This window comes from Thalassobacillus devorans MSP14 (assembly GCF_000496835.1).
GTDB lineage: Bacteria > Bacillota > Bacilli > Bacillales > Halobacillaceae > Thalassobacillus > Thalassobacillus devorans_B.
Genome location: NZ_KI543238.1, coordinates 268,002 through 282,860 on the forward strand (window position 1 = coordinate 268,002; position 14,859 = coordinate 282,860).

The window sequence follows — 14,859 nt, forward strand, 5'->3', positions numbered from 1 at the left end:
GATTTAGTAAGGGAGGATGTTACATGCATATAAAAGAGATGTCTGGAAAGAAGGTTCAGCCTATTGATTGCCGTCATTTTATCAATGGAGAGTATATGGACTTTGATGGTCAGAGCACCTTTGAAAATATTAATCCAGCTACAGAAGAAGTGATGGGCAAGGTGGCAGAAGGTGGATACGAGGAAATTGACTCGGCTGTTAAAGCAGCCAGGACAGCTTTAAAAGGACCATGGAGTAACTTTACTGCGGCAAAAAGATCACAGGTTTTACGCCGCATTGGGGATCTAATCCTTAATAGAAAAGAAGAGTTAGCAGCACTGGAGGCCATGGATACAGGTAAGCCCTATCAAATGGCACTGGAAGTTGATATTACAAGGGCAGCCTATAATTTTCATTTCTTTGCGGACTTCCTGACTTCTTTAGGAACTGAAGCTTATCAACAAGATGATCAAGCTCTGCATTATTCAATCCGCCGTCCGGTAGGTGTAGTAGGGATGATCAATCCGTGGAATTTACCATTACTCCTGTTGACTTGGAAAATGGCTCCATGTCTTGCGGCAGGAAACACAGTGGTAATGAAACCAGCAGAATGGACACCGATGACTGCCACAGTTTTAGCTGAAATCATTCAAGAGGCTGGCGTTCCAGACGGCGTCGTCAATTTGGTTCATGGGTTTGGCCCGAATTCTGCAGGGGCAGCTCTTACAGAACATGCAGATGTAGATGCAATCACGTTCACTGGAGAGACCAAGACAGGAACAGCAATCATGAAGGCTGCTGCACCTACTCTAAAAAAACTCTCCTATGAACTGGGGGGTAAAAACCCAAATATCATATTCGCAGATTCTGACCTCGATGAGGTAATTGAAACAACGCTTAAATCCAGTTTTATGAACCAGGGCGAAGTGTGTCTATGCGGTTCAAGGATTTATGTAGAACGGGAAGCGTATGACGAATTTCTGAAGAAGTTTGTAGCAAAAACCAGACAATTGCAGGTGGGAGATCCGTTTGACTCGGGGACAAAAGTTGGTGCTGTCATTTCGAAGGAGCATTATGATCGTGTGAATCAGTATATTCAGATAGCTAAGGAAGAAGGCGGAGAAATACTTGTAGGAGGCTATCGTCCAAAGGGAGTCCAAAAAGGATACTTTATTGAGCCTACTATTTTAGCCGGTTTGGACCGTGATTCCAGGTGTGTACAGGAAGAGATTTTCGGACCAGTTGTCACCGTATTGCCTTTTGATAGTGAGGAAGATGTTATAGACCAGGCTAATGATACGCATTATGGTTTGGGAACGACAATTTGGACAAATGACTTACGACGTGCCCATAGGGTAGCCCACCGAATAGAGGCGGGAATTATTTGGGTAAACACGTGGTACTTAAGAGATTTACGCACGCCTTTTGGGGGACTGAAACAAAGTGGTATCGGCAGAGAAGGCGGGATACACAGCTTTGAATTTTATAGTGAACTATCGAATATCACCATAAAACTTTAGTTTTTAACTATAAAAAAGGAAGGAGGTTTTGATTTTTGAGCAGAAAAATGCTGAGTAGCGAATTAGATGATTTATCCAGCAGATTAGAACAAGCAGAAAAACAACAGCAAAGTATACAGGCATTAACAGATATAATTAGCAATTTGACTATTGACGAAGCATACCAGATTCAAATGTCGAACATACAGAAAAAGGTGGAGCAGGGTCATTGGGTAGTGGGTAAGAAAATTGGACTAACATCGATTGCCATGCAAGAGCTGTTAGGGGTAAATGAACCTGATTACGGACATTTACTAAATACTATGGTAATAGAAAATGACGGGGAAATCCCACCATATAGAGTCCTGCAGCCAAAAGTAGAAGGGGAGGTAGCCTTTATATTAAAAGAAGAGTTGCGAGGGCCTGCTATTACCGTTGAAGATGTCATAAAAGCTACGGGTTCTGTGGTGACAGCTATTGAGATAGTAGATAGCAGGATCTCTGATTGGAAAATCAACCTCCCGGACACCATTGCTGACAATGCATCTTCTGGTCTGTATGTACTGAGTGATAACGCTACATCCATTCAAGAGGTAAACCTTCCAGAGGTGAACATGGAACTTTTTAAAAATGGCGAACGGGTGAATACAGGAAAAGGTTCGGCAGCCATGGGAAATCCAGCTAAATGTGTCGCCTGGCTTGCAAATAAGCTGGCTCAATATGATATTTCCCTGAAAAAAGATGAGGTAATTTTATCGGGAGCGCTTTCAGCAGCAGTTAACGCAGAACCGGGCGATGAATTTTTGGTAAGGATAGATCAACTTGGTGAAGCCTCCATAAGATTTTCTAATAAAAGTACATAGAGAAAGGAGCGTAAGGGTTGGAAACAAAAACATTTGATTTGAAAAAGTTAGCAAAGCACATCGACAAACATCAAAAAGATGCGGAGGAAATGGAAAAGCTAACAGTCCAGTATCCTGATATGACAGTAGAAGATGCTTATAGAATACAGAGCTTGTGGGGGAAACTGGCAGGCGCACGCGGGGATCGAATGATTGGCTGGAAGATGGGGCTTACAAGCCATGCAAAACAAGAGTCTGTGGGTGTCAATGAACCGATATATGGGCGACTCACTCAATCGATGGAAGTAGCGGAAAGAAAGTTGACTCTTAATGGTTTAATTCACCCAAGGGTAGAGCCTGAAGTTGCTTTTGTAATGAAAGAAAAACTGAAAGGAGAGAACTTTACTCCCAGGGATATTTGGGCAGCGACAGACTTCATCATGCCTGCAGTAGAGGTGATTGACAGCAGGTATAAGAATTTTTCTTTCACGTTAGAAGATGTAGTTGCTGATAACGCATCCTCTTCCAAGTTTTTTCTCGGAGATCAAGCTTATTCACCGTACCATACTTCTCTTAGTGATATGACAGTGAAACTGATTAAAAATGGGGAAATTGTACAATCTGGTTCAGGGTCTGCTGTACTTGGCCATCCTGTTCGTTCCATTATCGAACTTGCCAACATGATTAATAGATTTGACCTGGCAATTGAACCTGGAATGGTCATACTCACTGGAGGGATTACTGAGGCGGTAACCGTCCATGACGGGGATGATATTAAGGTGGATTTCGGTACGTTGGGAAGTATGGAACTCAATGTTACTGCTTTGTGAGGAGGGAAACCATGCCAATAGCTTTCCTCCATATCTTAAAAGGGCGTAAGGAAGGTACAAAAAAACAATTAATTAAAGAGGTTAACGAAGCAATAGTTCGAAATTTGAACGTTGATTCTGAAAAAGTACGTATTATTCTTCAAGAAGTTGAAAAGGAAAACTGGGCTGTTGCCGGCTTAACAAAAGCTGATAGCGAGAATTAAAAGTGAATGTTCATCTTGTTAACTTCTACTGAAAGAGGTGGTCCCTATGAGAGCACATTATAATAGTACACCAGATTTAACGGGGGCGGTGGTAGCCATTGGTGCATTTGATGGAGTACATCGCGGCCACCAGAAAGTCATCTTACAGGCCGTTCAAAGGAGTAAGGAACTAATGGTTCCAAGCTTAGTATACACATTTGATCCTCCTCCTCGATCTTTTTTTCAAGGCGCGAAAGTACTGACTACGGTGGAAGAAAAAGTTAGCAGAATAGCTGCGTTAGGGGTTGATCATATTGTAGTAGCCAACTTTGACCAATCCTATATCAATAGGACTGCTGATAGTTTTATTGAGGAACTTACAAGATTCTCTCCAAAAGAAATAAATGTAGGGCGGGATTTCCGGTTTGGAAAGAATCGATTTGGTGATGTGACAAAGTTATCAAAGCATTTCCACGTTAATATAACTAAGGCTGTTTGTTGTGCTGGAGGTGACACCATTTCTTCCACAAGGATTCGTAAACTATTACTGCAAGGAGAGCATAACGAAGCAGCTTTGTTATTAGGATGGGAACAACCATCCCCTGTCAGCTAAGGAGTTATGAAAAAGAAGGACCTTCCCCATGGCTTATTAAATTAATAGGAGGAATGTACATGAATAAACGTTTATATCTGCTCGTGTTTGCATTAATGTTGTTTGCCCTAGGAGCGTGTAGTAACTCATCTGGTACCGACGCTGCTCAAGATGCTAATGCACAGGATGGGGAGACTTATAAATTTAAATTGGCGCATATAACACCTCCTTCCCATATGTGGCATAAAGGTGCTGAAAAATTCAAGGAAGAACTTGATAAAAGGTCTGATGGAAGAATGCAACTGGAAATTTACCCTTCCAGCCAACTTGGTACGGAAGCAGATATGGTAGAACAGATTGTAGGGGGATCTATTGATTTTGGGTTGATAACTGCAGCTTATATGAGTTCGAGAGAGGAAGCATTCGCTGCATGGTTTACGCCTTATGCTTTTGAAAATCTAAAGGAGGCAAATGATGCCAGAGATTCAGATGTGGCTAAAAAGATACTGGACACTTTAGATCAACAGGGGTTAGTGGGGTTGGACTACCTTTTTGCAGGTCAACGGGTCATGCTTTTTAAAGACAAAGAGGTGAAAAATACAGCTGATATGGAAGGTATGAAGCTGCGCGTAACACCAAGTCCTCCAATGCAGGATTTTTATACATCAACAGGGGCTGGAACAGTAGGCCTTCCTTTACCGGAAGTATATTCTGCCGTACAGACAGGAGTCATTGATGGAATGGATATGGATCTGGATGCGGCTATTACAAATAAATACTACGAAGTAGTTGACCATGGAGCTGTGACAAATCATATGGTATGGCCTGCTATTGCTATGGTAAACAAATCTACCTTTGAAGGAATGTCAAAAGCAGATCAGCAAATTATACGCGAATCTATTAAAGCAGCTGCCGAATATACTGCTATGACTAGAGCAGAGAAAGAAGAAGAATTTAAAGAAGAGTTGAAAAGTAATGGTATGAATATCTATGAACTTGACTCTTCTGTCTTTGAGGAGCAGATTCAAATGTTTGATAAAAAATATGGAAAGAAAGATCCACTCATTCAAGAGTTCATAGATACATTCCGTTAAGACATAGTAGGGGGGACTAAAGATGAAGGCAATTAGTTATGGAATTTCAATAATAGAAAAAGGGCTTGCCATAATCTTGATGTTTTCTATGGCTGTTGTTTTGACACTTGCCGTAGCTTTTCGTTATGTATTGCAATCCCCATTGTCATGGGCAGGTGAAATTTCAATTTTTTTGCTTATTTGGATTAGTTTTATAGGTGGAAGCCTGGGGCTGAAATATAAGTCCCAGGCAAGTGTCACCATAATAACGGAATATATTTCGGGAAATATAAGGAGAATCATATTAATTATTGGGCATATCCTTATGCTGATTTTTCTATTTATACTTATTTTTTATAGTATAAATTGGATTTTGTCCCCAAGCGTAGCCTACCAAAAGTCAACTACACTTCTATTACCTATGTGGATTCCCTATATGGCGGTACCACTTGGATTGAGCTTTGCATCAATCCACCTGCTTTCCAATCTAGTGGATATTTTCAGGAAGGATGAAGGCTAATGAGTGTTTTAGTTGTCATCATGTTTTTTGTTTTTTTGTTTATGTCCATACCAATATCTTTGGTACTTGGGATGACGACGGTATTGTACTTTTTAGTGGAGGGGAATACCACTTTAATGCAGTCAGCCCCGATGCGGTTGTACTCTGGTCTTGATAACTTTGGGTTGCTGGCTATCCCATTGTTCATGTTAGCTGGTGAATTAATGAATGGAGGGGGAATTACCGCACGCCTGGTGAAATTTGCCAAAGTTCTATTCGGTCATGTCAGGGGAGGACTAGCATATGTGACTATTGTTTCTAATATGTTTCTAGCTTCTATATTAGGCTCTGCCAATGCTCAGGCTGCAATGATGAGCAAAGTGATGGTACCCGAAATGGAAAAAGAAGGTTACAATAAAGATTTTTCATCTGCACTGACACTCGCATCTTCTATCGTAGCACCGATCATCCCGCCGAGTATGATATTCATTATTTATGGCACATTATCTGGTACATCAATTGGTGGTTTGTTTATGGCTGGTATCATACCAGGGATACTTTATGGCTTAGGATTTATTCTTTTGGTAAGCTTCATAGGATATAAATACAACTTCCAAAAAAGTAATCGAGCAACTTGGAGGGAGGTCCTTACAAACACATTGAACGTATTGCCTGCTTTACTTGTTCCGTTTATTATTATCGCAGGCATCATTAGTGGGGTATTTACAGCTACAGAGTCTGCTGCAATAGCATCTGTTGTTGCTTATATAGTAGGTGCCTTCTTCTATAAAGAACTAAAATGGAGAAAAATGCCTGACATCCTCATTAATACTGTAATAACCTCTGCAACGGTGACGTTTCTCATAGCCATGGCGAACATTTTTGGCTGGATGATAGCATTCGAACAAATCCCTCAGGCAATAGTGGCTGGAATGACTTCCCTATCCGATAATCCAATCGTATTTTTGTTATTGGTGAATATCTTTCTTTTATTATTAGGAGCTGTGCTGGACGGGATTGCCGCTTTGATAATACTCGTACCTGTCTTTATGCCTCTCCTTACAACTTTTGAAATAGACCCCATACACTTCGGGGTAATAATATGTATTAATTTGACTATAGGTTTGTTAACACCTCCAGTCGGAACTGGACTCTTTATTGTTTCCTCTATAGCAGAAGTGCAGTTTGAAAAACTAGTACGAGCTGTTGCGCCATTTCTTGTTATGGGGGTCTTGATTCTCTTTGTAATCACATACTGGGAAAATGCTACCATGTTGATACCGAATTGGCTTGGCTTATAGAAAATGTTTCTTCACTATTCTTTTTTGGCATCAAGCATAAATAAAAAAGCTGCTGATTTCAGCAGCTTTTTGTTTACTTCCAGGCGAATGGCGTTTCCTGGTACACATAGTAATTCAACCAGTTATAGAACATCAGATAAGCATGGGAACGCCAGCGGTTCAATGGTTTCTGACCCGGATCATTATTTGGGAAATAATCAACAGGTACATGAGGATCCAGTCCTCTATTTGTGTCCCTGTGGTATTCGTCGGCAAGTGTTTCCGCATCATACTCGATGTGGCCTGTGATCATGACATGTTTTTGATCCTTGGAAAGAATCGTACATGGCCCGGCTTCCTCGGAGGAAGATAAAAGGATAAGCTCATCGTGTGCCAGGATTTCTTCTTCAGAAACACTGGTATAACGGGAATGAGGGACCACAAATTCATCATCGCTTCCTCTGGCAAGCTGGATATTGTCCTGCAGTAAGCGATGCTTAAAAACTCCAGTCAATTTTTGAGGTAACTCATATTTACCAATGCCATAGTGATGATAAAGTGCGGCTTGGGCGCCCCAGCATATATGCATGACAGAAGTGACATTATCTTTCGTCCATTCCATGATGTCCGTCAGTTCTTCCCAGTAGACCACCTCTTCAAATGGCAGCTGCTCGATCGGCGCACCGGTCACAATCATGCCGTCAAAACGCTGGTGTTTGATATCATTGAAACTTTTATAGAACTGCTGCAAATGTGACTTGCTGACATTTTTCGACTCATACGTAGCAGTATGTAAAAACTCGACATTTACTTGAAGCGGAGAGTTACTGAGCAGCCGTAGTAACTGAGTCTCCGTCCGTTCCTTTTCAGGCATCAGGTTCAAGATCAGAATATTCAAAGGACGGATATCCTGGGTTTTCGCCCGTTCTTCGTCCATCGTAAAAATGTTCTCTTCTGAAAGAATTTCGCCTGCTGGCAAATCTTTGGGTATATTGATAGGCAAACCAAGTTCCTCCTTCGATAAAAGAATAATATACTCATTATAGCGACGGAAGCAGATTCGGGCAATGGAGATGCAGGATAAATATCACTCTATTCGGAAGTTTTTGAAAGTAGAAGTACATATCTTCAAGATGATATAAAAAAGAAGCCCTTCCTTAAGAGCTTCCTTGTTTGTATTGGGTATTTAATTAAGAAAAAAATCCCAGATGGTAGGCTGGAAAAAAGAAATGACACGGAGTGCCTGCGTCAAAGATACATTATATTCAATGGTGCGATTAGCGGCTAGTTCAGCCCACTCATAAACCTCTTGGTGTACCTTATTTTCGTCTTTATATAAAACTTCTCCGAAAGATTTGAATAGATCAGCTCTAATTTTATAGTATTCTGCTTCTGGCATATCTGTTTCAGCAAAATTTTCCGGGTAAACTTTCATGACTTCTTCATTGAAGGTTTCTGTCAGCTCGTAGCGATGATCTACAATCTTTTCTCCTATATATTGGAACTCCGTTTGCATCATGAATTCTCCTCAATATTCGATCTTTTATCGAAATAAAACGCAACGTCAATCTTTTATTATCATACCAAAAAACTGGATATACACAAGCAATGCAACAATAGCATAGGGGAGGGAGTGTAATCGATTTCAATTACAGCTTGACAATAAAGTGTAGCAATTATACGATGAACTAAGAGAAATCTGCAGAGGTCATTTGGGGCCTTGTTATTTTTTTGTCCGTTTGTGCAATCGATTGCGCATTAATTATATAGAATACGACAACATGTTAGGAGTAGGCTATTATGAGCAGAAAATGGTGGAAAGAAGCAGTAGCATATCAAATATATCCGCGCAGTTTCATGGATTCGAATGGAGACGGAATCGGTGATATAAAGGGTGTCATCTCCAAACTGGATTACCTGAAAGATCTTGGAATAGACGTAATTTGGATTTGCCCGATTTACAGCTCACCGAACGATGACAATGGTTATGATATCAGTGATTATAAAGGTATTATGGAAGAATTCGGGACGATGGCTGATTTCGATCAATTGTTGAAAGAAGTGCATAAGCGAGGCATGCGTCTCATTATGGATCTTGTCATCAATCACACATCTGATGAGCATCCATGGTTTATTGAATCGCGTTCTTCGAAAGATAACCCATACCGTGACTATTATATTTGGCATCCTGGAAAAAATGGCAAAGAGCCGAACAACTGGGAATCTATTTTTGGCGGTACAGCATGGGAGTTTGATCCGGAGACGAAAGAGTATTACATGCATGTGTTTTCAAGAAAACAGCCGGATTTGAATTGGGAGAACCCGGAAGTCCGTAAAAACCTCTATGAAATGGTCAATTGGTGGCTCGATAAAGGTATTGATGGATTTCGCATCGATGCGATTTCCCATATCAAAAAAATTCCTGGCTTCCCGGATCTGCCTAATCCGGAAAATAAAAAGTATGTTCCTTCCTTCGAAGGACACATGAACAGAGAGGGCATCCAGGTTTTTTTGAAAGAGCTAAAAGAAAAGACGTTTGACAATTACGACATCATGACCGTCGGAGAAGCGAACGGTGTCAAAGTTGAGCAGGCTGAGGAATGGGTTGGTGAGGAAAACGGGAAGTTCAATATGATTTTCCAATTCGAGCATTTGGACCTTTGGGGCAAAAGCGCCGATGGAAAACTCGATATCCACGCTCTAAAAGAAACATTGACCAAGTGGCAAAAGGGATTGGAAGGCAGAGGCTGGAATGCCTTATTCCTGGAAAACCACGACCAGCCAAGGTCAGTTTCTACATGGGGGAACGACAAGAAGTATTTAAATAAGTCTGCAAAAAGTCTGGCGACGCTGTACTTTTTAATGCAAGGTACGCCGTTCATCTACCAGGGTCAGGAAATCGGCATGACGAACACGAAGTTTGATTCCATCAACGACTATAATGATGTAGCCATTAAAAATATGTACTTCAACGAATTAGAAGAGGGGAAATCACATGAGGAGATCATGGAGGTCATCTGGAAAAATGGCCGCGACAACTCCCGGACGCCGATGCAGTGGAATGATACAGAAAATGCTGGTTTTACAACAGGGACACCATGGCTGAAGGTGAACCCGAATTATACAGAAATTAATGTACAAAAAGGGATAAAGGATCCTAACTCCATCTATCATTACTATAAGCAGCTGATTGACTTAAGAAAAGGCAGCGATGTCCTCATTTATGGCAGCTATGATCTTATATTGGAAGACCACGATAGCATTTACGCTTATACCCGTACTTTGAAGGATGAAATGGTACTTGTTATTACTAATCTTCTTGAAGGTGAGGCTGTTTTAGAACTGCCATCTGATCTACAGGACAAAGAGGCACAGCTTTTGATCAGCAATTACGACATTGATTCAGAGGAAGACTTAATTTCTGCAACATTCAAGCCTTATGAGGCTCGCGTTTATAAGCTGAATTCATCTAAATAATCATAAGAAATGCACCTATCGTTTGTAGGTGCATTTCTTAATTGGTTAAACGCCATGAAAGCCATGATCAGATGGTATAGTGGATTTATTTGCTTCAGAGGCATGAAAAACAGAGCTTAGCAAAACCTAGAGATTGAGGTGATAATTATGAAAAAGCAACCAAAAGAGAATTTCAATACCCCTGTGGAAGCTAATAGCACAGGGGAGATAGGAATGCAAAATACAGTAAAGTCCAATCAGCCTTTTGACGCTGAGGATAGACTTTCTGGAGACTCCGTGGATGAACATAAGAAAATAGAATCTTTCAATGAAGATCAGGCCGCTAAAGAAATAGGACAGGTTTATAATAATTCCTGAGTTCGAGCTAATAACCTAATCACAACCATGTGGTTAGGTTATTTTTATTTGTAAAGGAATTCGGTTGCTTAATTCCACTGAAAATTAAAACGCATGGGAAAGGGACTTCCAAACATACATATAAGTACAAGTCTTCCTGGTAAGGGGTGTGTGTTTGAAAAAGTCATTAATCGACTGGCCGTTTTTTCTTGTGGCGTTTTTGTCCTTGTTAATACTATGCAGCATTGTTTTTTTCTTCCCAAATGTTACGCATACCTGGCTGGAACAGATGCATGTGCAATTAACGGATCTGACAGGGGTCCTGTACTTATGGATCGGTTTTTCTTCGTTGATTTTTTTAATATGGGCAGCGTTTAGTAAGCACGGGCAAATCAGGCTTGGTAAAAAGGAGGAGTCTCCAGAGTTCTCTACATTCAGTTGGATTTCCATGATTTTTTGCGCGGGTATTGGGTCGGGAATCATGTACTGGGGAGCGATTGAATGGGGATATTATTATCTCGAGCCACCGCTCGGTCTCATTCCTGGTACACCGTTTGCAGTGGAATGGAGTGCAGCATATGGATTATTCCACTATGGACCGACAGCGTGGGCGATTTATTGTCTGCCTGCACTACCGATTGCTTATCTTTATCATGTGAAAAAAGTTCCCATTCTTAAAATCAGCGAGGCTTGCCGCCCAGTGCTGAATCATCATACCGATGGTTTCGTGGGAAAGTTGATTGACATGTTTTTTATGATCGGTTTGCTGGGAGCGTCCGGGACAACCCTCGGCATCAGTATACCGATGATGGCTGAAGGGGTAAAACGGCTCACCGGAATACAGCATACCTATCTCCTGGATATCTCCCTGCTTCTCATCTGTACGATTGTATTTGCGGTCAGTGTATTTGCTGGAATGGAAAAAGGGGTAAAACGGCTAAGCAATATAAATGTCTATTTAGTTTTCTTTTTGCTTTTGTTTGTCACCATCCTTGGCCCGACTTTTTTTATTTTAGAAATCTCGACAAATAGTGTCGGGCTTGTATTGAATAACTTCTTTCGCTTGAACACTTGGATGGATCCGATTGCGCAGTCAGGTTTTCCGGAAAAATGGACCATCTTCTACTGGGCCTGGTGGATTGTCTATGCTCCTTTTATCGGTTTGTTTATTGCTAAAATATCCAGAGGAAGAACGATCAAGGAAATGATACTGGGGACGATAATTTTTGGCCCCGTCGGCTGTTGGCTGTTTTTCTTTGTCCTCGGAAACTATGGCCTTTATCTTCAGAATACGACTCAATTGGATGTAGCTACTATGATCAAGCAAGGTCATTCAAATGAGGCGGTCATTTCTATCATTCACTCGCTGCCCTTCGGCGATTTCACGCTGGTTTTATTTTTGCTTCTGGCTGTAATCTTTGTAGCGACTACCTATGATACCTCTTCTTATATGCTGGCTGCTGTAACCCAGCGAAGGATTGAGGGAGAACCGGTCCGGCTGAACCGCTTGTTCTGGGCATTTTCCCTTGCACTTCCGCCAATGGCCTTGTTGATTATAGGAGGATTGACAACCTTGCAGGCTGTCACCTTGTTAGTTGCCCTCCCTTCATGTTTCATCATGGTACTTTTATCCCTATCGTTTTTAAAATTGGTATAATTCATTTTCTTACTGCGGTTCTCTTGGTTTTCTGTGAGAACGAGATGGAAAAATTAACTGCTTGCATAACGTTACTTTCTATAGTACTGTGAATGACAGTCCTGAAAAAATGAATAGAGATCTTATCAAGAGAAGCAGAGGAACTGGTCCGTTGAAGCTTCAGCAACCTCCCGGGTGGGAAGGTGCTAATTCCAGCAAGTCATTGTACTTGGCAGATAAGAAGGAAAAATTAACTGAGCCTTCTTGCGTCTGCAAGAGGTTTTTTTATTACAAAAAATATACTCAGAATGGACATAATGAAAGTAACTGGAGGGAAAGACATGCAGGATAAAAAAATAATAGGGAATCCGCTGGCGCTGATTCCGTTTGGAATATTCATCTTATTATTTATAGGTTCAGGAGTGGTCACGGGGGACTTTTACAAAATGCCTGTCCTTGTCGCTATTTTCGTTGCTATTTTAACTGCATTGTTTATGAATCGAAAAGAAAGTTTTCAAACGAAAGTGATGCAGCTTGCCGAAGGAGGCGGACATCCGAATATCATCCTGATGGTGATCATTTTCTTGTTAGCGGGTGCGTTCGCTTCTGTCGCAGAAGGGATGGGAGCAGTTGAGTCGACGGTCAACCTCGGATTGACATTCCTCCCACAGAGTTTGCTTGTCGTCGGGCTGTTCGTCATTGGCTGTTTCATCTCGATTTCCATGGGGACATCTGTCGGAACGATCGTTGCCCTGGCTCCGATTGCCCTTGGAGTTGCTGAGCAGACAGGAATCCCGGTCGCTCTCGTAATGGGCGCGGTTATCAGCGGTGCTATTTTCGGTGACAACCTGTCAATCATTTCTGATACGACAATTGCCGCTGTTCGCACACAGGGTACTAAGATGAAGGACAAGTTTAAAGCCAACTTATTCATCGTCCTTCCGGCGGCTGTCCTGACAGCAGTAGTTTTTGGTGTGTTGAGTTCTGGTATTGGAGGATCTTTAGATGAAAGCCATCCATTTAACCTCATAAAAGTATTGCCGTACCTGGCCGTACTAGGTTTTGCGATAGCTGGGATCAATGTTATCTTTGTACTGATCGGCGGGATTATTTTTGCCGGGATTGTCGGTCTTGCTTTTGGAGATTTTGCCCTGATGGAGTTTGTTACGTTGATCAGTGAAGGCTTTACAGGCATGCAGGAGCTGACGATGCTCGTCATCTTGCTTGGTGGATTAGTAGAACTGATTCGCCGGAATGGCGGTATTGAGTATTTGTTGGAAAGTATAACGAAGCGGATTAATAGCAATAAAGGCGGTGAATCAGGAATTGCCGGGCTGGTCACAGCGGTCAATCTGGCAACAGCCAACAACACGATTTCAATCATTACTGCTGGTCCGCTGGCAAAGCAGATTTCAGAGCGGTTTGCCATTGACAACCGGAGGTCAGCCAGTCTTCTTGATATCTTTTCCAGTGCTGTTCAGGGATTGATTCCTTATGGCGCACAGATACTGGCAGCTGCCGGGGTGGCGAAGATTTCTCCAGTGGAAATCGTCCCTTATAGTTTTTACCCGATGCTGCTTGCGGTATCAGGGATTCTAGCCATCATATTCCGGTTTCCGAAGTTCACCCGGACACCGGTGGAAAAAAGAAAAAAAGCAGATGTGACTTCTTCATAACAGGCAGGCTCCGTTAGTGCGGAGCCTGTTTTTTATCACGACGAGGCTTGTCTTAGGCTTGTCGGGGTGAACAAAGCTCTTGCGCTTTTGTTCTATGAATAAAGTATTGTTTTAATTTTCTGTTTTTGAAATAATTGGTAGGGTAGAGTTGATGGAAATGGAACAATACAGTCCTCCACCTGGTTTTGGCTGTATTTCCTAAATGTCATGGCATAAAAGAAAAATGAAAATAAGGAGAGGGGGTTAAGCATTGGATATTAGGAAAGTGGTGTTACAAACGACGAAGTTGAAAGAAATGCAAGAATTCTATGTCAGTCGTCTTGGTTTTCGTTTGTTACATGAGGCTGCTGACCATTTTCGTATTGCGGTCGGTGCCAGTGAATTAGAGTTTACCTCAGAAAAAATTGAAGGTAACCCATATTATCATTTTGCATTTAATATACCTGCTAACAAATTTAACGAAGCAAAATTATGGATGAAAGAGAAGGTTCGTTTGAATGTGGAAGATGGAGAAGATGACGTATATTTTTCTCACATGGATGCCTATGCCTTTTATTTCTATGATCCTTCCGGAAATATAGTGGAATTCATATCACGTTCTACATCGAAAGAAAGGATGGAACCTTTTTCGGCAGCAAGTATTTTGAACATCAGTGAAATGAGTTTAACAGTAAATGATGCGATAACTGCCGGGGGAAAGCTTAGGGATATTGGGATTAAGGAACGCGACAATGAGTCCATAAGTTCCACCTCCCTTAATTTTATGGGAGATAGAGAATCAGGAGTCTTTCTTCTATTAGTGCAGCCAGGGAGAAAGTGGTTTTTCTCAGATAAAGTATCTGCTATTTTTCCTATAGAAATAACACTTCAAAACAATATGAAAGTCTGTATTAACAGAGATAATAAATTAGCTATAAATTCATAGTTACACAATGCAAGAGAGTAATATTTTCAGCAA

At 41.4% G+C, this 14,859-nt stretch carries 15 protein-coding genes and 1 riboswitch; of the genes, 13 read left to right on the forward strand and 2 right to left on the reverse strand.

From position 1 onward, the window contains the following. The first annotated feature begins 23 nt into the window (after positions 1–23). The 8 genes from P855_RS0117480 to P855_RS0117515 are packed head-to-tail and all read left to right on the forward strand — an operon-like array spanning position 24 to position 6,797. Positions 24–1,499 carry an aldehyde dehydrogenase gene (locus P855_RS0117480; protein ID WP_028784777.1) on the forward strand — a complete coding sequence of 492 codons (1,476 nt, stop codon included), beginning with the start codon at positions 24–26 and terminating at the stop codon, positions 1,497–1,499. Between the two features lie 35 nt (positions 1,500–1,534). Next, a complete protein-coding gene (locus tag P855_RS0117485) occupies positions 1,535–2,341 on the forward strand; it encodes a 2-keto-4-pentenoate hydratase (RefSeq protein WP_327084790.1) in 807 nt (268 codons plus the stop codon). A gap of 17 nt (positions 2,342–2,358) precedes the next feature. Then, complete coding sequence (locus P855_RS0117490) at positions 2,359–3,150, forward strand: 2-keto-4-pentenoate hydratase (RefSeq protein ID WP_028784779.1); 792 nt, start codon at positions 2,359–2,361, stop codon at positions 3,148–3,150. Positions 3,151–3,161: 11 nt separating this feature from the next. Next, positions 3,162–3,353: a 2-hydroxymuconate tautomerase family protein gene (locus tag P855_RS0117495; protein ID WP_028784780.1), complete on the forward strand. Its 192-nt coding sequence runs from the start codon at positions 3,162–3,164 to the stop codon at positions 3,351–3,353. A 46-nt stretch (positions 3,354–3,399) separates the two neighbouring features. Beyond that, the gene (locus tag P855_RS0117500; RefSeq protein WP_028784781.1) at positions 3,400–3,945 is read left to right on the forward strand and encodes an FAD synthetase family protein; all 546 of its coding nucleotides are present in this window, start codon (positions 3,400–3,402) and stop codon (positions 3,943–3,945) included. A 59-nt stretch (positions 3,946–4,004) separates the two neighbouring features. Beyond that, complete coding sequence (locus P855_RS0117505) at positions 4,005–5,018, forward strand: TRAP transporter substrate-binding protein (protein WP_037986431.1); 1,014 nt, start codon at positions 4,005–4,007, stop codon at positions 5,016–5,018. 22 nt (positions 5,019–5,040) lie between these two features. Further along, on the forward strand, positions 5,041–5,517 hold the full coding sequence (locus P855_RS0117510) for a TRAP transporter small permease (protein WP_028784783.1): 477 nt from the start codon (positions 5,041–5,043) through the stop codon (positions 5,515–5,517). Further along, positions 5,517–6,797: a TRAP transporter large permease gene (locus P855_RS0117515; RefSeq protein WP_028784784.1), complete on the forward strand. Its 1,281-nt coding sequence runs from the start codon at positions 5,517–5,519 to the stop codon at positions 6,795–6,797. The genes P855_RS0117510 and P855_RS0117515 overlap by 1 nt, the downstream gene beginning before the upstream one ends. Before the next feature lie 73 nt (positions 6,798–6,870). Here the strand turns inward: P855_RS0117515 and metA are convergent, their stop codons facing one another. Both metA and P855_RS0117525 read right to left on the reverse strand, forming a co-directional pair. After that, positions 6,871–7,779: a homoserine O-acetyltransferase MetA gene (gene metA, locus P855_RS0117520; protein WP_028784785.1), complete on the reverse strand. Its 909-nt coding sequence runs from the start codon at positions 7,777–7,779 to the stop codon at positions 6,871–6,873. A gap of 183 nt (positions 7,780–7,962) precedes the next feature. Further along, the gene (locus P855_RS0117525; protein ID WP_028784786.1) at positions 7,963–8,292 is read right to left on the reverse strand and encodes a hypothetical protein; all 330 of its coding nucleotides are present in this window, start codon (positions 8,290–8,292) and stop codon (positions 7,963–7,965) included. Positions 8,293–8,576: 284 nt separating this feature from the next. On the opposite strand from P855_RS0117525, the gene P855_RS0117530 reads away from it, so the two are divergent. The 5 genes from P855_RS0117530 to P855_RS0117555 all read left to right on the forward strand — a co-directional run bounded on the left by P855_RS0117530 (position 8,577) and on the right by P855_RS0117555 (position 14,826). Continuing rightward, complete coding sequence (locus tag P855_RS0117530; protein ID WP_037986436.1) at positions 8,577–10,253, forward strand: glycoside hydrolase family 13 protein; 1,677 nt, start codon at positions 8,577–8,579, stop codon at positions 10,251–10,253. Between the two features lie 147 nt (positions 10,254–10,400). Beyond that, positions 10,401–10,610, forward strand: a complete 210-nt coding sequence (locus P855_RS0117535) for a hypothetical protein (RefSeq protein ID WP_028784788.1) — start codon at positions 10,401–10,403, stop codon at positions 10,608–10,610. 154 nt (positions 10,611–10,764) lie between these two features. After that, a complete protein-coding gene (locus tag P855_RS21265) occupies positions 10,765–12,246 on the forward strand; it encodes a BCCT family transporter (protein ID WP_051353301.1) in 1,482 nt (493 codons plus the stop codon). Positions 12,247–12,365: 119 nt separating this feature from the next. Further along, positions 12,366–12,468, forward strand: a riboswitch (SAM riboswitch). Between the two features lie 98 nt (positions 12,469–12,566). Beyond that, complete coding sequence (locus P855_RS0117550) at positions 12,567–13,901, forward strand: Na+/H+ antiporter NhaC family protein (protein WP_028784790.1); 1,335 nt, start codon at positions 12,567–12,569, stop codon at positions 13,899–13,901. Between the two features lie 250 nt (positions 13,902–14,151). After that, on the forward strand, positions 14,152–14,826 hold the full coding sequence (locus P855_RS0117555; protein WP_028784791.1) for a VOC family protein: 675 nt from the start codon (positions 14,152–14,154) through the stop codon (positions 14,824–14,826). The last annotated feature ends 33 nt before the right edge of the window (positions 14,827–14,859 follow it).

Bases quoted from the DNA above. Each gene is read 5' to 3' on its own strand.
- P855_RS0117480 (WP_028784777.1), top strand. From the start codon at position 24: ATGCATATAAAAGAGATGTCTGGAAAGAAGGTTCAGCCTATTGATTGC.
- P855_RS0117495 (WP_028784780.1), top strand. From the start codon at position 3,162: ATGCCAATAGCTTTCCTCCATATCTTAAAAGGGCGTAAGGAAGGTACA.
- P855_RS0117500 (WP_028784781.1), top strand. From the start codon at position 3,400: ATGAGAGCACATTATAATAGTACACCAGATTTAACGGGGGCGGTGGTA.
- P855_RS0117505 (WP_037986431.1), top strand. From the start codon at position 4,005: ATGAATAAACGTTTATATCTGCTCGTGTTTGCATTAATGTTGTTTGCC.
- P855_RS0117510 (WP_028784783.1), top strand. From the start codon at position 5,041: ATGAAGGCAATTAGTTATGGAATTTCAATAATAGAAAAAGGGCTTGCC.
- P855_RS0117515 (WP_028784784.1), top strand. From the start codon at position 5,517: ATGAGTGTTTTAGTTGTCATCATGTTTTTTGTTTTTTTGTTTATGTCC.
- P855_RS0117525 (WP_028784786.1), bottom strand. From the start codon at position 8,292: ATGCAAACGGAGTTCCAATATATAGGAGAAAAGATTGTAGATCATCGC.
- P855_RS0117530 (WP_037986436.1), top strand. From the start codon at position 8,577: ATGAGCAGAAAATGGTGGAAAGAAGCAGTAGCATATCAAATATATCCG.
- P855_RS0117535 (WP_028784788.1), top strand. From the start codon at position 10,401: ATGAAAAAGCAACCAAAAGAGAATTTCAATACCCCTGTGGAAGCTAAT.
- P855_RS0117550 (WP_028784790.1), top strand. From the start codon at position 12,567: ATGCAGGATAAAAAAATAATAGGGAATCCGCTGGCGCTGATTCCGTTT.